At 46.8% G+C, this 26,628-nt stretch carries 27 protein-coding genes; 1 reads left to right on the top strand and 26 read right to left on the bottom strand.

Annotation, left to right across the window (positions count from 1 at the left end):
- Window positions 1-71: 71 nt before the first annotated feature.
- From HMPREF0240_RS08255 to HMPREF0240_RS08135, 25 genes are all read right to left on the bottom strand, one after another.
- Window positions 72-1,262 carry an aspartate aminotransferase family protein gene (locus tag HMPREF0240_RS08255; RefSeq protein ID WP_009002984.1) on the bottom strand — a complete coding sequence of 397 codons (1,191 nt, stop codon included), beginning with the start codon at window positions 1,260-1,262 and terminating at the stop codon, window positions 72-74.
- Complete coding sequence (gene argB / locus HMPREF0240_RS08250) at window positions 1,249-2,151, bottom strand: acetylglutamate kinase (RefSeq protein ID WP_009002983.1); 903 nt, start codon at window positions 2,149-2,151, stop codon at window positions 1,249-1,251. Before argB ends, HMPREF0240_RS08255 begins: the two co-directional genes overlap by 14 nt.
- 32 nt (window positions 2,152-2,183) lie before the next feature.
- Window positions 2,184-3,407: a bifunctional glutamate N-acetyltransferase/amino-acid acetyltransferase ArgJ gene (argJ, locus tag HMPREF0240_RS08245; RefSeq protein ID WP_009002982.1), complete on the bottom strand. Its 1,224-nt coding sequence runs from the start codon at window positions 3,405-3,407 to the stop codon at window positions 2,184-2,186.
- A gap of 66 nt (window positions 3,408-3,473) precedes the next feature.
- Complete coding sequence (locus HMPREF0240_RS08240) at window positions 3,474-3,920, bottom strand: GNAT family N-acetyltransferase (RefSeq protein ID WP_009002981.1); 447 nt, start codon at window positions 3,918-3,920, stop codon at window positions 3,474-3,476.
- A gap of 41 nt (window positions 3,921-3,961) precedes the next feature.
- Window positions 3,962-5,002, bottom strand: coding sequence for an N-acetyl-gamma-glutamyl-phosphate reductase (gene argC / locus HMPREF0240_RS08235; RefSeq protein WP_009002980.1), 1,041 nt, complete (start codon window positions 5,000-5,002; stop codon window positions 3,962-3,964).
- A gap of 659 nt (window positions 5,003-5,661) precedes the next feature.
- Window positions 5,662-6,912, bottom strand: coding sequence for a glutamate-5-semialdehyde dehydrogenase (locus HMPREF0240_RS08230; RefSeq protein WP_009002979.1), 1,251 nt, complete (start codon window positions 6,910-6,912; stop codon window positions 5,662-5,664).
- A complete protein-coding gene (gene proB / locus HMPREF0240_RS08225) occupies window positions 6,884-7,882 on the bottom strand; it encodes a glutamate 5-kinase (protein WP_009002978.1) in 999 nt (332 codons plus the stop codon). Before proB ends, HMPREF0240_RS08230 begins: the two co-directional genes overlap by 29 nt.
- 627 nt (window positions 7,883-8,509) lie before the next feature.
- On the bottom strand, window positions 8,510-9,151 hold the full coding sequence (locus tag HMPREF0240_RS08220; RefSeq protein WP_009002977.1) for a GyrI-like domain-containing protein: 642 nt from the start codon (window positions 9,149-9,151) through the stop codon (window positions 8,510-8,512).
- Window positions 9,144-9,485 (bottom strand): TfoX/Sxy family protein, encoded by a 342-nt coding sequence (locus tag HMPREF0240_RS08215; protein WP_009002976.1) that lies wholly within the window; start codon window positions 9,483-9,485, stop codon window positions 9,144-9,146. The genes HMPREF0240_RS08220 and HMPREF0240_RS08215 overlap by 8 nt, the downstream gene beginning before the upstream one ends.
- Entirely contained in the window at window positions 9,486-9,941 is a 456-nt protein-coding gene (locus tag HMPREF0240_RS08210; RefSeq protein WP_035312655.1) for a GyrI-like domain-containing protein, read from the bottom strand.
- A gap of 238 nt (window positions 9,942-10,179) precedes the next feature.
- Window positions 10,180-11,088 (bottom strand): YafY family protein, encoded by a 909-nt coding sequence (locus HMPREF0240_RS08205; protein ID WP_009002974.1) that lies wholly within the window; start codon window positions 11,086-11,088, stop codon window positions 10,180-10,182.
- Between the two features lie 18 nt (window positions 11,089-11,106).
- The gene (locus HMPREF0240_RS08200) at window positions 11,107-11,724 is read right to left on the bottom strand and encodes a pentapeptide repeat-containing protein (protein ID WP_009002973.1); all 618 of its coding nucleotides are present in this window, start codon (window positions 11,722-11,724) and stop codon (window positions 11,107-11,109) included.
- The gene (locus tag HMPREF0240_RS23385; RefSeq protein WP_050794508.1) at window positions 11,724-12,221 is read right to left on the bottom strand and encodes a hypothetical protein; all 498 of its coding nucleotides are present in this window, start codon (window positions 12,219-12,221) and stop codon (window positions 11,724-11,726) included. The genes HMPREF0240_RS08200 and HMPREF0240_RS23385 overlap by 1 nt, the downstream gene beginning before the upstream one ends.
- Before the next feature lie 86 nt (window positions 12,222-12,307).
- A complete protein-coding gene (locus HMPREF0240_RS08190) occupies window positions 12,308-12,928 on the bottom strand; it encodes an NUDIX hydrolase (RefSeq protein ID WP_009002971.1) in 621 nt (206 codons plus the stop codon).
- On the bottom strand, window positions 12,921-14,108 hold the full coding sequence (locus HMPREF0240_RS08185; protein ID WP_009002970.1) for an iron-containing alcohol dehydrogenase: 1,188 nt from the start codon (window positions 14,106-14,108) through the stop codon (window positions 12,921-12,923). Before HMPREF0240_RS08185 ends, HMPREF0240_RS08190 begins: the two co-directional genes overlap by 8 nt.
- Window positions 14,109-14,155: 47 nt before the next feature.
- On the bottom strand, window positions 14,156-14,680 hold the full coding sequence (locus HMPREF0240_RS08180; RefSeq protein ID WP_009002969.1) for an isochorismatase family cysteine hydrolase: 525 nt from the start codon (window positions 14,678-14,680) through the stop codon (window positions 14,156-14,158).
- A 78-nt stretch (window positions 14,681-14,758) separates the two neighbouring features.
- Entirely contained in the window at window positions 14,759-15,760 is a 1,002-nt protein-coding gene (locus HMPREF0240_RS08175) for a hypothetical protein (RefSeq protein WP_009002968.1), read from the bottom strand.
- Between the two features lie 49 nt (window positions 15,761-15,809).
- The gene (lepB, locus tag HMPREF0240_RS08170) at window positions 15,810-16,355 is read right to left on the bottom strand and encodes a signal peptidase I (protein ID WP_035312654.1); all 546 of its coding nucleotides are present in this window, start codon (window positions 16,353-16,355) and stop codon (window positions 15,810-15,812) included.
- Between the two features lie 2 nt (window positions 16,356-16,357).
- A complete protein-coding gene (locus tag HMPREF0240_RS08165) occupies window positions 16,358-17,398 on the bottom strand; it encodes an aminotransferase class I/II-fold pyridoxal phosphate-dependent enzyme (RefSeq protein ID WP_009002966.1) in 1,041 nt (346 codons plus the stop codon).
- Window positions 17,399-18,381: 983 nt separating this feature from the next.
- Entirely contained in the window at window positions 18,382-19,149 is a 768-nt protein-coding gene (locus HMPREF0240_RS08160; RefSeq protein ID WP_009002964.1) for an ABC transporter permease, read from the bottom strand.
- Complete coding sequence (locus HMPREF0240_RS08155; protein ID WP_009002963.1) at window positions 19,146-20,063, bottom strand: ABC transporter ATP-binding protein; 918 nt, start codon at window positions 20,061-20,063, stop codon at window positions 19,146-19,148. Before HMPREF0240_RS08155 ends, HMPREF0240_RS08160 begins: the two co-directional genes overlap by 4 nt.
- Window positions 20,060-20,263: a PLDc N-terminal domain-containing protein gene (locus HMPREF0240_RS08150; RefSeq protein ID WP_009002962.1), complete on the bottom strand. Its 204-nt coding sequence runs from the start codon at window positions 20,261-20,263 to the stop codon at window positions 20,060-20,062. The genes HMPREF0240_RS08155 and HMPREF0240_RS08150 overlap by 4 nt, the downstream gene beginning before the upstream one ends.
- A 171-nt stretch (window positions 20,264-20,434) precedes the next feature.
- Window positions 20,435-21,532 carry a helix-turn-helix domain-containing protein gene (locus HMPREF0240_RS08145; RefSeq protein WP_009002961.1) on the bottom strand — a complete coding sequence of 366 codons (1,098 nt, stop codon included), beginning with the start codon at window positions 21,530-21,532 and terminating at the stop codon, window positions 20,435-20,437.
- Between the two features lie 414 nt (window positions 21,533-21,946).
- On the bottom strand, window positions 21,947-23,026 hold the full coding sequence (locus tag HMPREF0240_RS08140) for a DUF4179 domain-containing protein (RefSeq protein WP_009002960.1): 1,080 nt from the start codon (window positions 23,024-23,026) through the stop codon (window positions 21,947-21,949).
- A complete protein-coding gene (locus tag HMPREF0240_RS08135) occupies window positions 23,010-23,552 on the bottom strand; it encodes a sigma-70 family RNA polymerase sigma factor (protein ID WP_009002959.1) in 543 nt (180 codons plus the stop codon). The genes HMPREF0240_RS08140 and HMPREF0240_RS08135 overlap by 17 nt, the downstream gene beginning before the upstream one ends.
- Window positions 23,553-23,874: 322 nt before the next feature.
- Between HMPREF0240_RS08135 and HMPREF0240_RS08130 the strand changes: the two genes are divergently transcribed.
- Window positions 23,875-25,095 carry an argininosuccinate synthase gene (locus HMPREF0240_RS08130; RefSeq protein ID WP_009002958.1) on the top strand — a complete coding sequence of 407 codons (1,221 nt, stop codon included), beginning with the start codon at window positions 23,875-23,877 and terminating at the stop codon, window positions 25,093-25,095.
- 182 nt (window positions 25,096-25,277) lie between these two features.
- Here the strand turns inward: HMPREF0240_RS08130 and uraA are convergent, their stop codons facing one another.
- Window positions 25,278-26,540, bottom strand: a complete 1,263-nt coding sequence (gene uraA / locus HMPREF0240_RS08125; RefSeq protein WP_009002957.1) for a uracil permease — start codon at window positions 26,538-26,540, stop codon at window positions 25,278-25,280.
- Window positions 26,541-26,628: the final 88 nt, after the last annotated feature.

Genomic DNA, 26,628 nt, shown 5'->3' with positions numbered 1-26,628 from the left:
TTCTATAGTATGTCCCAATGACTGGTTTTTATTTCGTGTAAATTATTATTTTCCTCAGTATACAGTGTGTTTTAAGACAGTCCTTCAAGGACTCTCTCAAACCGCTGCACCATCTCGTCGATGTGTTTTTCTTCCACAATCAGCGGCGGAAGAAGACGGATCACATTGCCTTCTGCCTGTATTACCAGCAATCCCTCTTTGATTGCTCTTTGGTTCACTTCTGCCACAGGTCTGTCAAATGCAAGCCCCTGCATTAGTCCTTTTCCTTTTCTTCCAAGAATGCAGTCCCATTTTTCAGTCAGCTCATCCAGGCGCTTAACCAGATACGGGGAGACTTCATTAACATGGTCCAGGATATGTTCCTGCTCAAATATTTCTATGACCGTCTTAACTGCAGTACATGCCAGCGGATTTCCGCCATAGGTTGCTCCATGATCGCCCGGTTTTAGAGAATCATCCGCAACCTCCTGTGTCATGGCGAATGCCCCCACAGGTATTCCGTTACCGATTGCCTTTGCCATCGTGAGAATATCCGGTTTCACACCGAAGCCCTGCCAGGTAAACATGCTGCCGGTACGCCCCATGCCGCACTGTACCTCGTCACAAATCATCAGGATACCATTCTCGTCACAAATCTGCCGTATTCCTTCCATGAACTCCTGCGTTGCAAGATTGATTCCGCCCTCTCCCTGGAGGGGTTCCAATATGACGGCACAGGTCTTTTCATTCACCAGGGCCTTCACACTGTCCAGATCATTGAACTTTGCAAAACGCACGCCCGGCACTACCGGTTCGAAAGGCTCTCTGTAGGAATCATGCCCGGTAACAGAAACAGCTCCGAAGCTTCTTCCGTGGAAGGAGTTCTCCATTGCAATGAATTCGTACCTGCCGGTCTTTCTTGTATATGCATACCGCCTTGCTGCCTTAAGAGCACCCTCGTTTGCCTCGCTCCCGCTGTTCGTAAAGAAAACTCTGTCCATGCCTGATATACGGTTCAGTTCCTTTGCCGCCTCTCCGCAGTTCTCATGATAATAGAGATTTGAAATATGGTAGATCTTATCGATCTGTGCTTTCAGCGCTTCGTTCAGCTTTTTATGATTGTACCCCAGCCCTGTAACTGCAAACCCTGCAGCAAAGTCAAGATACTCTTTGCCGTCCGTATCGTAAACATACATGCCTTCCCCATGATCCAGCGCTACGGGAAAACGGTTGTATACATGCAGCAGGTTCTCTTCCCCTGCCTGTATCTTACTGTTCACCATGATAATACCTGCTTTCTTCACCATTTAATATAGCGGTTCCAATCCCTCTGTTCGTAAAAATCTCCAGCAGCAGACAGTGCGGGATCCTTCCGTCCAGAATATGTACCCTGGAAACGCCGTGTTCGATGGCATCAATGCAATTCTGCAGCTTTGGCAGCATGCCGCCGCCTATGTAGCCATCATCCATCAGCTTCTGTGCTTCATCCACCCGCAGCTCGGAGATCAGCGTCCTGGGGTCATCCGGATCTTTGTACACGCCCTCAATATCCGTCAGAAACGCCAGCTTTTCGGCTTCTACTGCACGTGCAATTGCACAGGCAGCATCATCTGCATTGATATTGTATGTATTATATTCATCGTCCATTCCCACCGGGCAGACGATCGGCAGGAAATCTTTTTCCAGAAGGTCATAGAGGATCTCAGCATTGACTTTTTTGACTTCCCCTACGAATCCGATATCTTCGCCATTGGATAGTTTTTTATCTACCTTTAGAAGCCCGCCGTCCTTGCCGCTGATTCCGATCGCACGCACACCCAGCTCTTCCACCAGCTGTACCAGGCTCTTATTTACCTTGCCGAGCACCATCTCCGCCACTTCCATCGTATCCGCATCCGTGACGCGCAGACCATTCATAAAATGAGGTTCCATCCCCACTTTACCGACCCATCTGCTGATTTCTTTTCCGCCGCCGTGTACAATAATCGGCTTGAATCCGACCAGCTTCAACAGCGTAACATCTTCAATAACCTGTCTTTTCAGTTCCTCATCCACCATTGCGCTTCCACCGTATTTTACTACAATAATCTTACGGTTAAATCGCTGAATGTAGGGGAGCGCTTCAATTAATACCTGGGCTTTCTCCAGATATTGCTGCATGTTCTCGTTCATAACATCCTCCTTACTGCGTATACAGTTCTTCCTTAACTGCGGTAATCCGCATTGATATCAATATAACCATGGGTCAGATCGCAGCCCCATGCTGTTGCGCTTTCTTCGCCTTCTTTTATATCTGCTGTCGCTGTCACCTCAGGCTGTGACAGTATCTCGGTGGCTTTTCCTTCGCTGTAAGTGACTGCCGTACCATTTTCTATGATCTGAATTCTGCCTGCCTTGCTTTCAAAATACAGATCTACTTTTTCAGGGTCAAACTGTGCCCCGGAATACCCCATGGCGCATAAAATACGTCCCCAATTGGCATCGTGTCCCGCAATTGCCGCCTTTGTCAGATTTGAGCATACAATGGACTTGGCAAGTACTTTTGCCTGCTCTTTTGTAGATGCACCTGTCACCTTCACTTCAAACAGAGCGGTTGCACCCTCTCCGTCTCCGGCAATCTTTTTCGCGAGATATTCATTCACCATGTGAAGCGCCTCTGCAAATTTTTCATAATCCTCTGTTCCGTATTTGATCTTATCATTTCCGGCCATCCCGTTTGCCAGAAGCAGCACGGTATCGTTTGTAGAAGTATCTCCATCCACGGAAATCATATTATACGTCTCTTCCACATCCCCGCTCAGAGCCTTCTGCAGCGCTTTTCTGGAGATCGCCGCATCCGTTGTTATAAAGGAAAGCATGGTGCACATATTTGGATGGATCATGCCGGATCCCTTTGCCATACCACCGATTGTCACGGTCTTGCCGCCCGCCTGGATTGAGACTGCAATTTCCTTCTCAAAAGTATCCGTCGTCATAATTGCTTTTGCCGCCAGAGTGCCGTTTTCTATCTCACTTTTTTTATCGGCTGCAAGTTTTGTGATTCCCGCTTTTAGCTTTTCAATGGGCAGCTGCATCCCGATGACGCCTGTAGATCCCACCAATACTCCGTCCGCTTTCACGTCAAGCGCATTTGCCGCTGCATCCGCGGTCTCCTTGCAGTATCCGTATCCTTCTTCCCCTGTGCATGCATTGGCAATCCCTGAATTCACAATCACTGCCTGGGACTTAATTTTGCTTTCCACTATGCTTTTATCCCACTTTACGGGTGCTGCTTTCACTATATTCGTCGTAAATGTGCCTGCTACTTTGCACGGCTTTTTACTATATATAAGTGCCATATCTGTCCTGTCCTGATACTTGATGCCGGCTGCGGCCGACGCTGCCTCAAATCCTTTTGCTGCGGTGACTCCGCCTTTGATAATTTCCATTCCCGATTCCTTTCCTGTGTAATTCTTTATTACACACTGCTTATTTTTTATAATTATATTCTGCTGTTACTGTTCATTAAATGCAGTAATGTTTTCTACGTTCAAGACAAAGTCATAATAATTCAAATCCAGCCTCTCGGTCCACCCAATCGTGTTCCAGAATGCATTTCCCACATCATTTTTTGTAAATGCAATCAGAGACACTTTGCTGATCTCTTCCCTGCGCAGCTCTTCCATCGCCTTTACAACCATGGCCTTGCCAATACCACGCCTTCGGTATGCAGCATCCACACATACATGATAGAGGCACCCTCTCCGTCCGTCGTGCCCGCACAGAATGCTTCCTACGATGCGGCCGTCTTCTTCTGCTACCACGCTTGTTGTGGGATTCCTTTTCAGAAACCTGCCAACACCTTCTCTGGAGTCATCTATGCTCCTCAGACCGAACCCCCTGATTTTTTTCCACAGGGCATACACGCCGTCATAATCCTCTATTGTCATTGTCCGTACCATCGTCTCTTCCTCTCACTCTCTTTTGGCACTATCTCTGCCGCCTACGGAAAACTAGGCACCAGTTCCAGCCCTTCCGATTCCTTCAGGCCGAACATCAGGTTCATATTCTGTACCGCCTGGCCCGCTGCACCCTTAACAAGATTATCTATAGCGCCCATCATAATGATACGTCCGGTCCTGTTATCAATCTTGAAGTTAACATCCACATAATTGCTTCCTTCCACCCACTTTGTCTCCGGGCAGACACCCTCATCCAGAACACGGACAAATTTCTCGTCCGCATAATACTTATCATAAACTGCCTTGACTTCCTCATAAGTCACATCTTTTAAAAGCTTTGCGTACTCCGTAGCCAGAATTCCCCGGTTCATCGGCACAAGATGAGGCGTAAAATTCAGCACCACATCCTCACCCGCCGCATATCCCAGTTGTTCCTCAATCTCCGGCGTATGTCTGTGTGTTGCCACACCATAAGCCTTAATATTCTCATTCACTTCACAATATAAGTTCGGAAGTTTGGCGCCCCTTCCGGCCCCCGAAGTCCCGGATTTGGCGTCAATAATCAGGGTACTCATATCAATCAGCCCCTCTTTCGCCAGTGGATAGGCCGTCAATATAGAACATGTCGTATAGCACCCCGGATTCGCCACCAGTCTCGCCTTCTTCACATCTTCCCTGTTGATCTCACAAAGCCCATATACCGCTTCCTCAATAAACTGAGGACTCTTATGCTCAATCCCATACCACTCTTCATAAACAGAGACATCCTTAATTCTAAAGTCCGCGCTCAGATCAATAATCTTAACCTTAGACAGAACCGCCTCACTAACCAGAGAGGCACACAACCCCTGCGGCGTGGCAGTAAATATAACATCCACCTGTTCCGCCAGTTCATCCATATTATCATCCATGCAGACCGCATCCACAATCTGAAACATATTCTGATAAACATCTGCATATTTTCTGTCTATATAACTTCTGGACCCATACCAGATAATTTCTGCATCTTTATGTGCCGTCAAAATCCTCACAAGCTCCCCGCCCGCATATCCTGTAGATCCGATAATTCCCACTTTAATCATATGTATAACTTCCTTTCCCGCTTCTAGTTCATAATCATATACCACTTTAACAATGAAGTAAAGAGTTTGCCCGATTTCTCATAGCAAATACATGCCGACAGTAAAACGCTGTGCTGTAGTATACATTCTCACCATGAATATGAATAACACTTGCATAATTATACATCCAAAATGTATATTATGCAAGTGTTATTCATAAATTATTTTACTTTCTGTATTTGCAAAACACAACTGTTATACAATTAACCATTTACTGTAACCTTTAAGTTCCATCAAGCGAATTCATACGCTGCCACGATTCAGAGTCCCCCAGTAAATGAACTATTCCTGCCGGCCGGATGTACCAGCTAAGAAACCGTGAAGCATGACCCCTGCCGGGAGCATATCTGCCATTTTAAAAGTCCTAGAGTTTACGCTAGAGGCCCTTAAGGAAGAAACATAGAAAATAGTGGGCAGAATTTGTCGTATCACGGCAAATTCTGAAGCGGCCTAAGCCCTGAAATTATCAAATTTCGGGGTGCATGCCGCTGGACCGCTATTTTCTATGTTTCTTCCTTTAGGGCCTCTTACGTAAACGGAGCGGATTTTTAAAATGGCAGATATGCTCCCGGCAGGGGTCATGCTTCACGGTTTCTTAGCGTCCCCATCCTCCACAGCCTTTATTTTCTGGTCTGCCCATTCCCAAATATAATATATTTTGTCGTAGTCAGCGCTTCCAGCCCCATAGGTCCCCGTGCATGCAGTTTCTGTGTACTGATACCAATCTCCGCACCAAACCCGAACTCAAACCCATCCGTAAATCTGGTGGAGGCGTTCACATAGACCGCCGCGGCATCAATCTCATCCTGGAAGCGGAGCGCATTGTCATAGTTCTCGGTTATAATAGATTCGGAATGGCCCGTATTATAAGTATTAATATGCCGGATAGCTGCATCCAGAGAATCTGCCACTTTTATGGATATCACTGCGTCCAGATACTCCGTTCCCCAGTCGTCTTCCGTTGCCGGTACGATATCCTCACTGTACCCGCAGGCCTTCTCATCTCCTCTGATCTCTACATCGTGCATTTTCAGGCGGCTCACTATCATAGGGATTGCCTGGGCTGCCGCATGCTCATGTATCACCAGTGATTCGCAGGCATTGCATACGCCCATCCGCTGTGTCTTTGCATTCTCGATGATGTCTGCCGCCATGTTCAGATCCGCACACTCATCTACATAGATATGGCAATTACCGGTACCTGTCTCGATCACGGGCACGGTACTGTTCTGGATCACGCTGGAGATCAGCCCCGCCCCGCCTCTTGGTATCAGCACATCAATATATCCATGCAGCTTCATCATCTCATACACGGTCTCCCGCCCGGTATCTTCTACAAGCAGAATCAGATCCTGAGCAAGTTTTGCTTTTCTGAGGCCTTCCTTCACGGCATGCACAATTGCCTTGTTGGAGTTAATCGCGTCGCTGCCTCCCCGCAGTATAACTGCATTCCCCGTTTTAAAACACAGTCCGAATGCATCTGCCGTTACATTTGGCCGGGATTCATAGATAATCCCGATTACGCCGAGCGGTACTCTCTTTTTCCCTATCCTAAGGCCATTCGGCCTGTTTTTCATAGACAGCACTTCCCCTACAGGATCTTCAAGCTGCGCAATCTGTCTCAGTCCTTCCGCCATATCCTGAATTCTCTGTTCTGTCAGGCGCAGCCTGTCAATCAGAGAACTTTTCATACCGTTTTCTTCCGCCGCTGCGACATCTCTTTCATTTTCCTCTAATATCCGCTCTGTCTGCTGGCATAACTCTTCGGCTACAGACAGAAGGCCGCGGTTCTTCTCCTGCGTACCCAGTGACGCCGCCTCCCGGGATGCTGTTTTTGCCCTGTTACCCAATGTTTCCATATAACTGCCCATAACTGCCTCCTATCAGATTCATTGATACTCCCATTGTTTCCTGTTCCATATGATACTGTGGTTTTGTCTCGTCTTCTCTCTGGTTATCTTTTTTTTGTTTTTTTACCTGCCTGCGGTATTGTGCCCGTTCCGGGGCCAGTTCATTCTCCAGTTCGATCCCATGCTCTCTTGATAAAAATAAAGTGCCAATCTTTTTGCCCGCCATAATGTCGTTGATGGCATAAATATTTTTACCGTTGGCGATCACCATGTCTGCACCGGATGCTGTCGCAATCTTTGCCGCACCGATCTTCGTGGCCATTCCGCCTGTTCCCATATCGCTGGAAGCTCCTTTCGCCATTTGTTCCAGCTGTTCATCAATGCCTACCACCGTATGGATAAATCTGGCATTTGGATTTTTCTTTGGATCATCTGTGTAAAGACCGTCTATATCGGACATCAGGATCAGCAGATCCGCATCCACCAGTCTTGCCACATATGCCGCAAGCGTGTCATTGTCTCCAAAGTTACCATATGAAAGTTCATCCACAGATATGGCATCATTTTCATTTACAATCGGAACCACCTTCATGCGGAACAGCTCATCGAAGGTCTGGCGGGCATTCTTGCGGCACTCCTCATTTGTGATGGATTCCTTTGTTAAAAGAACCTGTGCTGTCAGCTGGCTGTATTCGTTAAACAATTTTTCATAGATCATCATAAGTCTTCCCTGTCCGACCGCCGCACATGCCTGCTTGGCAGCTTCGGTCTCTGGTTTCTGCTGAAGTCCCAGCACATTTCTTCCGATTCCCACAGCCCCGGAAGATACCACGATTACCTCCCTTCCTTTGTTGCGCAGATTAATCAGTATCCTTACGAACTTTTCCAGCTTATCCAGATTAATATTTCCAGTCTCGTCATACGTAATCGTAGTCGTCCCTACTTTTATTACTACTCTTTTCTTATTCTGCAGAATCTCTTTTCTATCCATAATGTTTAACCTTCCTCATCTTCCTTTTGGTTCCCTCCGGGACAGACTTTACGGAATGCCTTTTGGGATTTGCCGATACATTTTCAGGATGATAAAAGGAGAGCCGGATACTTTCCGTCTCTCCCGTTCAATAGCTTAACTGTGAGCTTTCATGCCCCGGAAACATCTCCGGTTTCCCACAGGCCCTCCACAGAAAAAGGATGGAAGCATATAGCCATACCTCCATCCTTTGCATTCTATCCATATCAAACGATCAGCACAACGATATCCTCTTTACTGTCATTATTCATTTTTATACTATGCGCATACCCCAAGGGGACTTGGAACGCACGGCACAAAAACAACGCTGTCAGCAAGCGGCAGAGTCTGATTAAACTGATTCATGATGTCAAGACTGTTATGTTTTGCTTTCATCACTAAAACTCCAATCATTCGTGTGCGTGTTAGTTACTCCTGTTTTGTCTTATTTTACTCACATTTCCTGATTTGTCAAGGAATTTGGGGCATTTTGTCCTGTCCCCAAAACTAGAAGGCAGTCTAAATGAACGCCAGTCTATCGCCGTATCTTTGCTGTTTTCAAGGTGTACTCAAAAATGATTATCAGCTTATAAGTTTTAAAATTTTTTCCTATATTTTCCTGATCGGATGCCGGATCACTGTCTTTAAGTTTTCCGGTTTTGTCTTTCTGGGATCCCCCAGATAGATCTCATGATGCCGCCTCTCATCCGTAATATCAGTCATATATCCGTTGTCCCGGATATATTCTTCCAGCTTCATGATCGTAGCCGGCTCATCATCATAAGGACCCAGGTGCATAACCTGGCAGCACAGGCCCTCTGTGAACCGCTCCAGCCTGGTTGCGGAAAAGTCCAGTTCCGGCTTCTTCTTTCTCAGCTCTTCTTTGGCCCATTCAAAAACTTCCTCTGTCACAAATTCCGGCTGGCGTATCATAGAGGTCCAGCAGAACTTGTCTTTGTCCGTGATATTCAGTCCATCGAATTCCGTTCCTTCCACACTCCAAAAACCTTCCAGCGGCGGCACCACATATTCAAAATAACCTGCCGGCTGATTTCCTTTCATTTTGCTCATCTTGATCGTATAAGAAAGGCCGTACATGATCTCCATTGCCTGGGCATAGCTTTCTGATGTGTTCGGATTTCCTCTCCCATCCGTCATTATGAAGACCATTTCCGGTATCTCGATAACCGACGGAGTTTTCTTTGGAAAATACAATTCTTTGTCTGTTTTTTTGTAATCTACTTTATCCATTTTTCTTTGCCTTCTTTCCCGCCGTTTTTTTCTTTGGTTCGGGCAGTTCCTCACAGGTTCTCTCGACCAGCTCTTTTAAAAACAGTGTATCTTCCAGCTCTTCCACCAGATACATTCCCGGAGTCCCGCCGTGAGGGGCAGCCGGCTCTGCATCCGGCAGCATCTCATGCCCTGCCCGGGTCATTTTCACATAAAACTGGTTGTCCTCCACTGTTCCAAAAAATTTGCCGTCCCGCCAGAGCCCGTACTCGCCGAACAGTTTCTTATAGGTGATACTGCCAGCTTGGTCCAGCTGTCCGGTCACATACTTTACATATTCTAAACTGGATGCCATTTATTTCACTCCTATATACATATGAATTTCCGCCTGCTCCATATCGCTGTTCTGGTATTCCTCATAATCGCACACATATGTTCTGGGCAAATCCATGTCCCATAGCTGCTGCCAGAATTGTGCCACCGCCTCGTGCAGATCTCCTTTTACAATGAATCTGGCGTATTTTCCTGCCGGAATCACGGTAACCAAAGTTCCTTCCGGTAATTCACCATTTCCGTCTGTTTCACATGCCACTGTTATAGTATAATCTCCTTTTTCATCTTCCGAATACTCCGAATAAATTCCCAGAGCCTTGCCATTTACCTTCCCCGGGATCATCTCATAGATGCCCTCCCCATAAAAACGCTGCCAGAGCCCTCCGATCACGGCTCCCATATCAGGAGACGTATTGTTCGTTCTGGCAGCCAGTCCTGCTGCTTTCTTTTCTTCCATATATAAGATTTCATATTCCATTTTCATTTCCCTCTTTCTTTTTTTATAGCTATGAGCACTTAGTGACCGTCCTTTGGTCACTTATGTGCGATGCATGAAAAATAGTTGGCAAGGTATTTTCGAGCCTTACTATTTTTTATAGCTATGAGCTCTTAGTGACCGTCCTTTGGTCACTTACATGCGACAAGCCTTACTATTTTTTATAATAAGAGTTTAACATACAGAACATGACATCTATATGTCACATTTAGAGAACAAATTAATCTTTATATTTTTCCGTCATGCGCTGAAGCATTTCCCGCATCTCACCGCGCAGGCCGGCCGGTTCCAGAAGCTCTGCCCTGTCTCCAAAGCTCAGAAGCCATCCAAACACGCTTTCTTTGTCCATGAAGCCAAACTGGAAAAGCAGTCTTTTGTCAGGCTGCACCTGAAAACTTTCAATCCCATATTCTTCAATCAGCCGCCACTTCATGGACGGCTCAAGCAGTGCTTTCACCTGCAGCCGCGCGGGAAATACCGCCTCGTTCTCGATCCGGAACTCGGGCAGGCTTCGCCCTGCAAACCGCTCCCCTGCCGCTTTTAACTCAAGCATCCGGTTCAGCTTAAACATCCGGTAATCCTCTCTGTCAAGGCAATATCCCCATACATACCAGGAGGCCCACTGAAAGACAAGCAGATATGGCTCGATCTTCCTGCTGCTGTCGCCGCCCGGGCCATAGTAATCAAAGAGTATCTTCTCTTTTCTGTCGATCGCAGACTGGATCAGTTCTATTTTGGGCGCCAGCGACACCTTATACCAGGAGGACAGGTCGATCACGATATGCTGATTTGATTTCAGCACGGAAGAATTGCCAACGGACAGTTTGTCCATCAGCTGCTGATACCTGCTGCTTCCGGCTACACTGTCCAGACTCCGAAGCCCCGCCAGTATGGCCTGCATATCCGAAGAAGTAAGCAGCGTCCTGTCGATCCGGTAACCTTCCATAATGGAGATGCCTCCCCCGCTTCCCTGTGTTGTCACCAGCGGTATGCCGGCCTGGCACAGTGCCTCGATATCCCGGTTGATTGTCCTCCTGGATACCTCGAACCTTTCCGCCAGATAGGGGGCCGTTACCTTCTCCTGCTGGAGCAGGATGGATAAAATTCCAATTAGTCGATCTATCTTCATCTATTTTGTGCTCCTCTGTTAAACAATCTTTACGCCCAGCAGCTTTGCCATCTCCACCGCCTGAAACATATTAATCTTCATTCCTGAAACTTCCCGGTATCCATCCGACACCATAATGCTTTCAATTGTACTGTCCGAAAAGTCAATCCCTTTGAGCAGTGTCCTGAAAAAATCAACTTTTGTGAAATCACATTTGGAAAATCCGGTCTTTTTCAGCTTCACCTCCGAGAAAAATGCCTCCCGGAAACCGCACATCTCCGCCGTGCAGCCTTCCCAGAGGCTCTGTCCGAAATTGGCCATGTTAAGCTGCGTATCCAGAAAACAAGTTTTCTTCAAAACTGCGTGGTCAAACCTGCTGCCGTTTCCTTTGCATTCGATGATCTTACTATCTTTCCAATAACTTCCGCTGAATATACAATTGGAAAAATCGCATTTTTCCATCTGAGTGCGGTAAAATCCTGCTCCCGAGAAATCGCAGTCCACAAACCTGCACCTTTCAAACGTTACTGCCATGAATTCCACTTTATGTATGTCCGCACCTGTCACTGTCTCATCTTTATAATTCCGGTTTTCAACCGGCATCTCATCCTGTCTTGCATATGCAATTTCTTCTGCTAATATTTTATCTGTTCCCATTATTCCTGACGGCCCATTTCCTGACTCAAATGGTATCTTGCCTCCTCTGCATTCTTTTTTTCTGTGTACACTGCATATGTTGCATTACAGTTTTCATTTTCCCCGATTCTGCCCAGCATCTGATTATTCCTTGTAGTATGCCGTACAATCTTTGACCTGTAGGGAATCTTATGACGGCTCAGAATCTTTTCAGCCCGGGAAAATTCTCCCATGTCCATTGTAAAGAATACCTCTGTTCTGTCCCACAGGGGGATCCCGCTCATCAGCCAGAACGCAAACGCAGTCACCAGAATCAGTAAAACCGTTGCCATATATAAGGTTGTGAAATCCCTTGCATTTCCAGCAATAAATACACTGGTGGGGCCATCTGTGCCGCCGATTATGGACACAGAAAAGTTCCTTTTACTCTGCAGCCAGATACAGATACCGCTGAACACAATCCCCACACCAGTCAATACACTTAAAACCCACAGTATAATTTTTCTTACTTTGCCCATCACATTCCCTCCTGTATTACTCCCATTCCACTATCCCGATCGCTGCTTTTATGCGCCTGGCAGCGTCAAGCGTCTTTTCCTGTCCTTTAGTCAAAATAAGTTTTCCATCCCGGTGTATGATATGCCTCAAAGCACATGATGATCTGCTCTTTTATATTCTTTTCCTCTGCCAGAACCGGCAGTTCATCTATTTCAAAATACCTGCTGTCCACAGTCTCCAGATTTTCCTCAAACTGCCCGCCTGTCACTTTGCAGAGGAGGAAAATCTTGCATACCCGGTAGACATAGAGCGGCTGATTGTGCTTTTCTCTGTCCTGGACAGCAATCACCATCTCGGCCGTCACATCCAGCCCGGCTTCTTCTTTGACCTCTTTCACAATATTTTCTTTCACAGACAGACCTACATCCACCCAGCCTCCAGGCAGAGACCAGGTACCGTTTGCTTCCTGCACAAGCAGAATCTTATCGTCCTTAAAAATTGCGGCCCTTGTATCCAGCTTCGGAGTCTGGTAGCCCTTCTCATCGCAAAAGATATCCTTCACCTTATCCAGCGGAATCTCCGTCTGAAGACTCAGCATTTCCGCGGAAATTTCACGTATCCGTTCAAAACGTTCGATATCAAATTTGTCTTTACAATAATACAGCGCCCCCTGCGCGATGCTCTGCAGCTCAACCGCCCAATCCAGCCACTTTTCTCTGCTATTCATAGGATCTGGCCTCTTGATAAATTTTATAAACGTCTTCCGCTTCCAGCGCCTTCACACAGCCGACAGTTCTTCTGCCCCAGAAACAGCACTTCTCCGCCATCTCTCTCAGCTGTTCGTCCGTAGGATCCAGGCCAAGCTCTTTCAACGATGCAGGCATATTGATGGAGCGGTAAAAATCTTCCATGGCTTCAATTCCTTTTAACGCAGTCTGTATATCATCTCCACAGTCAGCAGTCCCCATGACATTTACAGCCAGCTTTGCAAAACGCCCGGGCCTTTCCGATACTACGTATCTCGCCCAGCTGCCCCACACTGCCGCCAGACCTGCGCCGTGTGCAACGTCAAACATGCCGCCCAGCTCATGTTCGATCTGATGGGAAGCCCAGTCTCCTCCGTCTGTACCGCATCCGGTCAGTCCATTGTGGGAAAGGCTTCCCGCCCACATGACTTCCGCCCTTGAATCATAATTCTCCGGATCTTTCAGGAGAATGGCCGCATGTTTCATCACCGTACGCAGCAAATGCTCGCTGATTCCGTCCGTCAGGTCCATGTTTTGTGAACGGTTCAGGTAACGCTCCAGCGTATGCATCATAATGTCCACGCAGCCGCTCATGGTCTGGTATTCCGGAAGCGTCATCGTCAGTTCCGGGTTCATAACCGCAAAACGTGGCCTGCCATACTGACTACTGTATCCTCTTTTTATCCAGCCCTCTTCATTTGTGATTACAGAGGAATCGCTCATCTCTGAACCTGCCGCCGCGATTGTGAGGACGGCTCCTATCGGAAGACACGCCTCTGCCTGTCTCTTCCGGTCATAAAAATCCCATACATCGCCCTCATTCGCCACGCCATATCCGATTGCTTTTGCCGAATCAATCACGCTGCCGCCGCCTACGGCCAGGATAAAGTCAACCGCTTCCTTTTTACACAGTTCAATCCCTTCATATACTAGAGACAGATGGGGGTTGGGCACGACACCACCCAGGGTAATATATGCGATCCCGGCACCTTCAAGTGACCGGCAGATCCGTTCCAGAAGCCCTGTCCTTTTTACACTTCCGCTGCCGTAATGCACCAGAACTTTGCTGCAGCCGTATTCCTGTATCAGCTTTCCTGTCTCAGCCTCTGTCCCCCGGCCAAATACAACCTTTGTGGGAGTATAATATTGAAAATTCTCCATGTTCCTGCTCTCCTTATTCTCGTTTGATTCTAAATATTTGATACAGTTTATTCATTTACAATGTTAATCTGGCAGACTTTCATAGCCTCCAGCGCCTGTCTGTGCGTTTCCGGCGTTACTCCTGCGCAGCAGGAAGCATCCACAATCACCGGAACCTCGGGCATATATGCCTTCAATAGCAGTGCATTGGATATCACACAAATATCCGTGCACACGCCGATCAGGGTAATACTCTCAATCGGTTCCTGATACTTCTGATACGCCGACAATACCTGCCCCAGGCCGAGACTGCCGAATGTCGGTTTATCAATGGGCTGTTCCGTAAGAAGTGCTTCGATATCCGCATGAATCTGCCAGCCCTGTGTGTCACGAACACAATGCACCACTGGGAGCTTCCTGCCTTCCTCGGTATCCAGGTAATCTTCCCCATGGGTATCCCTGGTTGCCAGAACTCTGCCGTCAAATCTTTTGATTTTATCTATTACTCTGGATACAATCGCCTGTGCCTCCGCTGTTCCCAGTGCTCCGTCAATAAAATCATTCTGCATATCAATCACTGCCAATATCTTCATACTCTGCCTCCTCTTCTTACTTCTCATTTGAATGGCTCTTTAAGTTATTCGTGAAGTTCCAGCGTCAGGCCGTCCGGCTCACTGCCTGCAGGGAAATAAATCTATGACCTTTTCCTCCTCCACAAGGCATTCCAGTCCTGTAATGCGGAACCTGCCGGACATGGAATCCCTCGCCTCTTTCCAATACGGTTTTGAAAAACAGGGCTGCATGTTGCCGCCGTACCTGCTCTTCTGTTCTGTCCTCTTCCCTGCAAAGAATATGGACACAGGTCCTGACTGGCCGCCAATTACAGACACTGCCCCCTTCTTTGTACCTGTCGATATATAGGACATAGACGCATCAAATTTTAGCTGTTCATCTTTCCCCAGGCCGGGCACGATTTCTGCCGTTGCAAGAGTGTATTCCAGCCTGCCGTCAAAAACTTCAGGGGCTCCCATATTTTGCACATCATAAATATAAACCCTATGGCTGACACCTGTCACCGGATGGATAAACTGCATACAGTGTTCTTCTCCCGGTGCTGCCATTGTTTCCTGATCCAGAACATATACCTCATGTTTTCCGGCTACTTCCATCTGAATTCTATTCAATGAATCTAAAGTAAAATCCCGTTCTGTCTCTGCGCATACCCGCTGGCAGAAGAAGCTTTCTGTACCGCCCAGATAATCGGAATAAGCCTCTTTGATTTCCCGGATCGCGCTGTGTTCCTCCTCTTCCCGGATCACAGGCAGATATCCCGTACTGCTGTAGGTTAAATGCTGTTCCTGTTTCCCGTTCAGCCAGATTTCCTTCAGGCACACATCCTGATACGGATTGTCCTGACTGATTTTCTGTATCTGTATATCGGAAAGTGTGTCCGCTTTTTTCTCCAAATCTTTGTATTTCTCATAATATTCAGTAATCGCTTTCTCTTCCACTATCGTCAGAATATCAAAAACAAGCCCCTGCTGAAAGCAGTATACTGTGGGGACATAGCGCGTCAGTCCCCCATCCTTAAACACTGCATCTATATCCCGCCGGACTTTGCATGGTTTCCGGCCTTTTGTGCACCACAGGGATGAATCGAAATATACCTTCATATAGTCTCCTGTCCTCTCCAAAACACTTTATATTCCTTTGTCATTATTGTCAGTGAAATGACTTTATCTCCGGGTAGTATTCAAATTCCGCTTTTCCAATGATCGCATCTCTGGAAAGAAACTTATTCAGCCAGTATCTGGAATCCCAGGAATTAGTACGGTTATCGCCCATCATAAAATAGGAACCTTCCGGGATCTCATAAGGACCGAAATCCTCATAGGATACTTCCCTTATATAAGGTTCTTCCAGCATACCCCCATCAATATAGACTGCGCCGTCCCTGCCTTCGATCTCTTCCCCCGGCAGTCCGATAATCCGTTTCATATACTCCGTTTCGCCATCATCCGGATAATAAAAGGAGATGATATCACCTCTCTGTGGATCCTGGAACAGGTATGCCTGCCGGTTGACAAACACACGGCTTCCGGTCATCACCGTATTCTCCATAGAACCAGAGGTAACCTGCGCATTGGTAATCAGCGTCTTATTCAGCAGAACAGAAAAGGCGGCGGCAACTATAATCACCTTGGAGTATTCCAGTATCTCATGTACAATCTCTCTTCGGGTCCACACTTTTTTGTTATCTTCTTTCATCTTCATTCTCCTTTTCCTGAAATATCATCTGCAAGTGCTCCCGCATTCTCCGTTGCTGTCGCCCAGCTGGTACAAAACCGCACTGCGCTGTGCTCGTCATCCACCCTATGCTGATAACTAAAAACATACTTCTCTTTCAATTCATCAAGCTTATCATCTGGCAGAATCGTAAACACCTGATTGGTTGTATTTTCAGCCAGAAGCGGATATCCCGCCTTCCTGCAGGCATCCCGGATCTTGTCCGCCAGTTCATTGGCCCTCCTGCCAATTTCAAAATACAGTCCGTCTTCCAGAAGCGCCAGGAACTGCAGCCCCAGAAGTCTGCCCTTTGCCAGCATCGCCCCCTTCTGCTTCATAATATAGCGAAAATCCTCTTTTAGTCCCGGATTTGATATCACCACGGCTTCCCCGAATAAAGCGCCCACTTTTGTTCCGCCGATATAAAATACATCACACAGCCCGGCTATTCCTTTCAGATCCAGATCATTACCTGCTGCGGACAGTCCATACCCCAGTCTTGCCCCATCCATAAAAAGGTACAGTCCGTTTTTCCTGCACACACCAGCCAGACCCTCAAGCTCAGCCCTTTTATATATCGTGCCCATCTCCGTCGGATTCGAGATATATACCATCTTCGGCTGCACACAGTGCTCAAAACTGTCATCCGCAATATGGTCTCTATATGCCTCCTCTACCTGCTGTGCCGTGATCTTCCCATCCCCCGAGGGAAGCACCAGCACCTTATGCCCGCATGATTCAATGGCCCCCGTCTCATGCACATTAACGTGTCCCGACTCCGCCGCCAGGACCCCCTGGTGCGGCCGCAGCGCAGCCGAAATAACCGTAAGATTCGTCTGTGTCCCCCCAACCAGGAAATGAACATCCAGCGTATCGTCCCCGCAAAGTTCTCTTATAATCTCCCTGGCCCGTTCGCAGTACGGATCTTCCCCGTACCCGTCCGTCTGCTCCATATTCGTCTCTAAAAGCCTGTCCATCACCCTTGGATGGGCGCCTTCCGTGTAGTCACAATTAAAAAAAAGCATCTTCCAGTCTCCTTTAATAAGTAATAGATAAATAGATTATACTACGCCTCCCCCGCTTTTTCCATCCTTTTGAACAGGTGGGGGGATGTTTTGGCGTATGGGGGGCGCCTGTGAGAAGAGGAAGCCCTGCCGGGACGGGGAAAGAAAAAAGAGTGGTGCCCGAAGGCGGGGCATTTGCGGAGAACGGCTAAATGGAAAGCCTGCCGGATTTTGAGTCATCAGAGGCATTCACTGCATAATCTTGATGATTATGCAGCTCAGGCCTCTTTAAAATCGGCTTTGTGAGCCGATTTTAGCCTCAAAATCCGGCAGGCTTTCCATTAAGCCGTTCTAACCGCGCATTCTACGCCTTCGGGCACCACTCTTTTTTCTTTCCCCGTCCCGGCAGGGCTTCCTCTTCTTACAGGCTGTGTTCATCCAGGCGTATGGGAAAACATTCCGGGTGGGGTGTTCACGGGAGAGGCGGATTGAATTGGATAATACGTGACGTACTTTTTGGAAGTGATAGTGAATGGATTGTTATTTTGTTTGTTGGTTGGTTGGTTTAACATTTTTTAACGTTGATAACCGTGTTCATAAAAAGCAACACAACGGTATGGGGGACAGGGAGTTTCGGGCAGACGGTTCGGATCCACTGTTACCGGCTTGTACTCCACCCGGAGAGAGTGTTTTATTCCCGATTGGATTAACGTAGCTGTACGGAATCGTGATATGGCTCTTTTGGATGCGTATTTAGGGGATTACTGCCACTTTATCAAAATGAAGGCCAGCATATGAACTTCCAACAGGACTTCCAGTCCTGTTGGAAAGACGACTTAGCGAGAATGCATCCTGCATTCTCGTGTTTGTCGTCGGTGTTCATCATGCTGGCCTTCATTTTGATTAGTGGCAGTTATCCCCTAAATCCGCATCCAAAAGAGCCATATCACGATTCCGTACAGCGGCCCCCCCCATCCATTCGCGTACAAGTCCGCTCACTCCGCCTAAAGCTTTTTCTTGTTGAATATGATGCATGACAAGGTGACGCAGAGGAGGGTTCCTACGCATGCAATGATTGTGGGCTTCAGAAAGAGGCCGGTCTCGATCTGTCCCTGCAGCAACGGGGTTCCTTCAGTTATGAGCTTCAGTGGGTTGAATTCTTTGATCTTTGGGAGCATGTTCAGCAGAAACTGGAGGACTACTGCGATGCCGGTGAACAGGAGACAGCCGTAGGAGTTTCTGCACAGGACGCTTCCCAGGATTGTTATGGCCAGCAGGAAGATTCCAAACAGCCATGTCGCCGCGATTGCCACGGACAGGCCGGACATGTTGGCATCGGATCTCCAGTAGAACCATGTGTATCCGTAGGCCGCTCCAAAACACAGCAGATAGGCTCCGGTCCAGAGAAGAGATGCGGCCGTGAATTTTGCCAGGACTACGGTTCTTCTTGGGAGGCCTTTTGTCAGCATGTGAATCAGGGTACCCCGGGAATACTCTGAAGACATGATTCCGCCGAAAAGGATGACTGCCACAAACAGACCCAGCTGTGAAACGTTTTTAAAGAACTGCATCCAGGAATCCAGTGCCGTCGGGGCGGATACTTCAATCTCCATTCCCGCGGGCATGAACTGGCTGATGATTTCGGGCATGTATTTGGCTGCCAGCGGGCTCATGATTCCAAAAAGTAAAAACACCAGGCCCAGGATTAAAAGCTTATACGTTCTTGTAAATTCTGTAAATTCTTTTTTTGTAAATGCTGCATATGCTCTCATTGTATTGCCTCCATAAACAATCCTTCCAGTGACGGTTCCAGTATTTCCAGCCTGGAGGGCATGATCTGGGTCTCGTTTAGTCCCCTGATAAGCTCGGACTCTGCCTGCTCAATGTCTGCCGCCTCTATAATAACCTGGCAGCCCTCTTTTTTCGATGCAGTCAGAAGCTTTCTGAAAACAGGCTCTTCTATAAACCTCTTTAAATTTTCTTTTCTTTCAAACGCTATGAGCAGCGCGTTTTTCCGGTGCCTATCCCGTATTTCGTCCAGCCTGCCTTCCATAACAGTCTTTCCGTTGTTTAAAACTGCTACTCTGTCACAGATTCTTTCAACATCCGTAAGGACGTGGGTGGAAAATATAACCGTTGTCTTCTCTCTGACCTGTTCCATAATATCCAGCACTTCCCGCCGTCCCACAGGATCCAGCGCTGAGGTTGGTTCGTCGCAGATTAGCAGCTTCGGCTCATTGAATAACGCCTGGGCGATTCCAAGACGCTGCTTCATTCCCCTTGAAAATCCACCAATTCTTTTTTTAACCCCTTTAAGGCCTACAAGCTCCAGCAGTTCTTCGGACTTGAGCCGGATCTGTTTTTCTTTCATCCCTGTAATCTGTCCGCATAGCCTTAGATATTCCACGGGCGTCATGTAGCTGTAAAACTCCGGGACATCCGGCAGGTACCCGATAAACCGATTTGCCGCGTTCTGCCCGTATACAGACTTTTCTCCAAGTACACGTACCTCCCCGCCATCCGACTGCAGAAGTCCGAGCACGATCTTCATTGTTGTTGTTTTCCCTGCGCCGTTTTTCCCGAGAAATCCAAAAACCGAGTGCTCCGGCACAGCAATGGATAAACCGTCCAGAACCTGGTGGGAACCAAATTTTTTCTTCAGGTCTTCAATTTCCAGTACATTCATTCGTCTTCCCCTCTTCCAAATGCAAAATAAATAATAGGCCCTATAATCTGAATAAACACCACTATTACAATCCAGACCACTTTATTGCCAAACCGGTAGTTCGGATGGCGCAGCACATGAACAAGTGCTGTCACCATTAAAATTAATTCTATAAGAATTACCGGAAACAATATCGGTAAATATTCAAATAATGTATTCATAAATCTGTTCCTCCTTTTTCGCCGCTATACTTCGGCTCTTCTAAAAAACCAACTGATAAACCCGAATGTCCTGATTTCCGCAGGATATTTTATGTTCCATTCACTGCCTGCCCCTGGATATCCTTTCACGTTTTCCTGTAGAAAGAGGAATCCCTGGGCCGAATCCTGCTGTTATTTGCTTCTGCTGTATTCCTCCAGCCGTTTTATAAGCCGTTTATAATGCATATTATCATTTAGGCATTCAAACAAAGGATTTGCCGCGATTGCCTGGTAAATGCTCTGGCGTATGGCTGCATCACCGCGGGGAGCATCCCGTCCCAGTGCCAGTCCCAGGAGCCATTCATCTACTTTGTCAAAGTAACTGTCTCCATGAAGCTGCAAAGGTATTTCCTGCATGTAAATGCAGTCGGTATAACGTTCCAGCATTTTTACAGCTTCCTCCGTTTTTCCTGTGATACAGTAATACTGGGCGGACGCAAAGTACACCTGAACGATTGTATTAAAATGCAGATAATCCATATTAAATATGTCTGCTACTGCCAGTGTACGCCTTATAATCTCTTCCGTTTTCTCAGAAGCCTCTGTCTGCCATGCAATATGCATAGAAGCATCAGCGATCAGAAACAGCAGATGCTGGTACATCGAGATCTGGATCGCCTGCACGGCTTTTTCCACATTTCCTCTGAGCTGATATGCCTGTGCCTGCATCTCCGTTTCCTGGGAGACCGGATGTATCTCTTCACCCAGCATATCCAGGATTTCCTCTGGCTGTCCCGTCATAAGATAACATCCGCCTTTCAGCATTGCCGCATTCTTTGCAAGATATACGTCTTTGCTCTCCTCAGTTATACGGTCAAGCAGTTCTATAATCTCATCCATAACCTCCTGAGGGTTTTCTGCCATCGGATAATGATTCATTAGAAGCACCGACATCTGCATCAGCAGAGGAAAACAGGAATAATATTTTTTAATATACTCATCGCACTCTGCCTTCACCGTCTCAAAAGGTTCCTTCTCAAATCTGTCTGCAAGCCGGCGGTAAAGCTTTTTAATATCCTCCTTCACCATCTGAGGCTCATATCCAATCAGATCATCCACACTGAGATTAAAATATGCCGCCAGCACCGGCAACAGCGTAATATCCGGATAGCTCAGCCCCTTCTCCCATTTATTCACCGCCGGAGCCGACACCCCAAGATACCTTGCAAGCTCCTCCTGCGTCAGCCCCATCTCCTTCCTCTTACACCTGATCATTTCATGTATTTTCATATCCGCCTCCTACAATAAATTATGATCTATATAGTATTTCCTATTTCTCCTACAGAATAGCAGAATAAATACACACCCACAACAGACCATTCGTTAAATTCTATAAATATTATTAACTGGTAGTTAATTTGTGGTTGGGGAGACGCCTGCATGGAACGGGGCGGGGAAGGGCTGTGTACTGCTTTCTGGCAGTACACAGCCCTTCCCCGCCCCGTTCCATGCAGGCTGCGTTCATCAAGTCGGCAGGTAAAATTAATGCCGGGAGGAATTCGACGGGAGCAGCGGATTGGGCTGGCTACGCGGAATCCGCTTCGTACAAGAACTGCCTTCCCCTTCCATTACGTGTCCTCTTGGCTCCATCCGCCTCTCCCTGATTCCCTCCAAGGGAGTGAGTCCCTTCTATCCCGAACCCTCTCACTCTCCAAAATCGATTTGGATTTGGAAGGTTGATTTGTCTTTTATGAATTCTTCAAAGTCATCATCGCGGTACCGTTCCTGGATTGCCATAAATTCTTCTTCTGAGGCTGCCGGATAGTAATAGACTGTTATTTTAGACACGTTATGGTCATTGATCGGCACCATGAAGCCGCCTTTGTCCGGCATGTATTTTCCATCTGCATCCAGAATGACCATCTGCAGCGGTTCATCTGATGTCTTCTTCTCTTCGCTGTATCCACCATTCAGGGTGATTTCATATGGTGTTTTGGTAACTGTTCCAATTCCCATACCATTCGGCGCGTATTGATTGACCTCTTTTGTCACGGTCTGACTGCTGTCTTTGGATACGTCTACTGAAAATTCCCACGGGGTATCTCCTGACAGGTTGCAGGGCTCCTTTTCGGGTGAATTGCTCAGTATATGAAGCATGCTGACTGACAGATCCAGATGAAAGGTATCAGGTATTTCAACCTGGCTCAGGTCGCCTAAATTAAAATCGATTCTGAATGCACCGGCAAAAGTATGATCGTCCAGATACTCTCCGTTTACTTGTATAACTTCCTGCTGGCTCTCTGGCATAAAGTCAAAATTCTGTTCTGTCTCCAGGTACTGATAGCTGATTGTCTTGTCTCCAGTGGTCTGGTCTCCATCATGTTTCATTTCTGGGAACGGAGCTTCGGATTCAATCAGAACCGATATATTTAAAGCCTCTGTGTTGCAGTATATTTCCGACAGGGTCATCTTGATACCGCCGGACTCGCTGACATTGCCCTCATGGACCGGCTCTGCATCCTTGCTGAGATTTCCTGAATATATCTGCTTGTCTTCTACCCTCTCAAACAAATGCCCGATCAGAGGAATCTGCTCCGCCAGTACCGGGTTCATAGCACAGAGACCTATGCCCGCTGCGGCTAAAATCACTGCTGCACTGCATCCAGTTAAGATTTTACGAACTCTTTTTCTATGGCACTGTCTGTGAATCTGATCCATATTTTTTTCTACTACCGCATTTAATTCTTCTTCTGGCACTCCGATATTGTTAAATGTGATCTGCATACAAATAATCCTCCTTCAAATATTTTTTCAGCTCGACACGGGCTCTGCTCAGGTATGCCTTGACGGTCCCCACCGGTGCTTCAATGGCGTATGCGATTTCATTCACCGAAAATCCACTGAAATATTTCAGGATAATGACCACCCTGTATTTTTCAGGGAGACGGCTCACGGCATTTTCCAGGTCACATTTTTCTTCAGGCGACACGCCTTTATGCTTCTTTGATACCTGGATTTCCTCTATATCACTGTAATATACGACCTTTTTCAATTCATCATTTGCTGTATTCATCAGAATCCTGGTAATCCATGTTTTGAACCACTCCGGATTCTTCAGTGTTTTGATATTCTGAAACCCCTTTAATATAGTCGTTCCCACCACGTCCAATGCATCCTGCTGATTCTTCATATAGAGAAATGCCATTTTATACAAATATTCCTGGTATTCTGTGATCAGCTGCCCATATGCATCGGCATTTCCCCGTACCGCTTTTTTCGCAAGCTTTGTGTTCCTCATCTCTTCATCCATCTGTTCACCCTTTCCTTTCCGGCAAAGAAGAAGCTTCCTGCATTCGTTTTTATTTTACATTAGTTAGACCGGCAAGTGCTGAAAAAGGTTACAAATAATTATATTCATTTTCTCCCTTTACGGACATATGTCATGCATAAAATATGCATATTTACACCGCTTTTATGTATATTTATTTGGCATTAATGTATATATTTAATTTTTTTACGTTTTCTATTGCATAAATATAAAATATGGTGTATAGTATGTTGTAGCTTAAACAAAGGCGTTATACCAATTAAGTGAACAATATTAGAATAGGATACATTAGGAGGCAAATGAAATGAGTAAAGAAAAAGTTGTATTAGCGTATTCAGGCGGACTTGACACAACCGCAATTATACCGTGGTTAAAGGAGAATTTTGACTATGAGGTCATCTGCTGCTGTATCGACTGCGGGCAGGGAGAAGAACTGGACGGACTGGAAGAAAGATCAAAACTATCAGGCGCTTCTAAATTATACATAGAGAACATCATCGATGAATTCTGCGACGAATATATTATGCCATGCGTGAAGGCAGGCGCTGTATATGAGAACAAGTACTTACTTGGAACCTCTATGGCCCGCCCGGTGATCGCAAAACGGCTTGTAGAGATCGCACGCAAGGAAGGCGCTACTGCTATCTGCCACGGCGCGACAGGAAAAGGCAATGACCAGATCCGTTTTGAGCTTGGAATTAAAGCGCTTGCACCTGACCTTAAGATCATTGCACCATGGCGTATGACGGATGTATGGACCATGCAGTCCCGTGAAGATGAAATCGAATACTGCCAACAGCATGGGATTGATCTTCCGTTTGACGCAAAGCACAGCTACAGCCGCGACAGGAACTTATGGCATATAAGCCATGAAGGACTGGAACTGGAGGATCCGGCAAATGAGCCAAACTATGACGATCTGTTAGTACTGGGTGTGTCACCGGAAAAGGCACCGGATGAAGGAGAATATGTAACAATGACCTTTGAGGCCGGCGTACCGAAGAGCCTGAACGGAAAAGAGATGAAGGTATCCGACATTATTACAGAACTCAACGTTCTCGGCGGAAAACACGGGATTGGTATCGTAGATATCGTTGAGAACCGCGTAGTCGGCATGAAGTCCCGAGGCGTTTATGAAACTCCCGGCGGAACTATACTGATGGAAGCACACGATCAGCTGGAAGAACTCGTACTTGACCGTGCTACATATGAAGTAAAGAAAGACATGGGAAATAAATTTGCCCAGATCGTATATGAAGGAAAATGGTTTACTCCACTGCGTGAAGCAATCCAGGCTTTCGTGGATGTAACACAGCAGTATGTAACCGGTGAAGTGAAGTTCAAACTATATAAGGGAAATATCATCAAAGCGGGCACTGCTTCTCCGTACTCACTGTACAGCGAGTCACTGGCAAGCTTCACAACCGGAAAATTATACGATCATCACGATGCAGAAGGCTTCATCAATCTGTTCGGCCTGCCGCTTAAAGTACGCGCTATGAAAATGCAGGAGCAGGAACAGTAGTGAAAGGCATTCTTTTATCACTCTGATATGCACGCAAGAAAATGTCTGGTGGATCAAAAAATACAGCGGCAGCCTTCAAGGTCAGGCGGGTCTGATTTTGGAACTCTGCCGTGGAAATAAAAAGAAGTTCTGGCACAACAGGTTTTACCTGGGAGTCAGAACTTCTTTTTTCTATATTTTATTTACGCTTCTTCTCTGTCGTTTGTCAGTTTCAGCTTGTCCAGAACGAAGAACATCAGCCCCATAAGCATTCCCACTACGCAGGCAAGAACCATACCTGACAACTGGATACTTCCGAACTGTACGGAAATACCGGAAAGGCCTGTCACGAAAATTATGGATGTCATGGCCATATTTCTGGATTTACCGTAATCCACCTGCGCTTCTACCAGGATACGGATACCAGATGCTCCGATCATACCGTACAGCAGGAAGGAAATTCCTCCAATTACCGGACCCGGAATGGTACTGATCAGTGTGGTCATCTTTCCAATAAAGGAACAGATGATGGAGAGTACTGCCGCCCCTCCTATAACATAAATGCTGTATACCTTGGTAATTGCCATTACGCCTATGTTTTCACCGTACGTTGTAGTAGGTACAGAACCGATGAATCCTGAAATCATAGTTGAAAAGTTGTCTGCAAAAAGGGAACGGTGAAGTCCCGGATCTTTCAGCAGATCTCTTCCTACAACCTTGCTTGTTACAATCTGGTGTCCGATATGCTCAGAGGCAATGACAAGAAGCACAGGCAGGATAATTACAATTGCCTCCCATTTAAACTTGGGTGTCGTAAAGTTGGGAAGCGCCAGCCAGGATGCGGTGCCAACCTGGGTGAAGTCCACAACGCCGCAGAGAAGCGCTGCCACATATCCTACGATAATCGCAATCAGTATCGGTATGACGGACAGAAACTTTCTGAATACGACAGAACCAATCACTGCTGTCAGCAGCGTTGCCAGGAATACAATCACATTTTTAGGGTCTATGACCTCATCCTTCAGTCCTGCATTGGAAGCCGCTGTTCCCGCCAGTTCCAGTCCAATCAGGGCCACAACGGGTCCCATCGCCGCCGGAGGCAGCACAACGTCAATCCAGTCCGAACCGAATTTATAAATAATCAAAGCCAGGACACAGCCAAAAAAACCCACGACTACAAAGCCACCCAGCGCATAATTATAGCCCCATTTGCTGATAACAATTCCCGCCGGTGCCAGGAATGCAAAACTGGAGCCAAGATAAGCCGGTGCTTTCCCCTTTGTAATTAAGATAAATAATAGAGTTCCGATACCATTCATAAATAATACTATTGCAGGATTGATTCCAAATATAAAAGGAACCAGTACAGATGCCCCGAACATCGCAAACATATGCTGAATGCTCAAAGGCACCAGCATCTTAAATGGGACTTTTTCTTCCACCTGAATGATCTTCTTACTTTCCATATTACCCTCCATTTCTCTCTTGTTCCTTTAAAATATTTTATCTGTTCTATTGTACCACAGAATTACATATACAAAAACAACAATTTGA

Source organism: Clostridium sp. D5 (assembly GCF_000190355.1).
Taxonomy (GTDB): domain Bacteria; phylum Bacillota; class Clostridia; order Lachnospirales; family Lachnospiraceae; genus Faecalicatena; species Faecalicatena fissicatena_A.
This window is presented reverse-complemented; position numbering and strand designations above follow the sequence as displayed.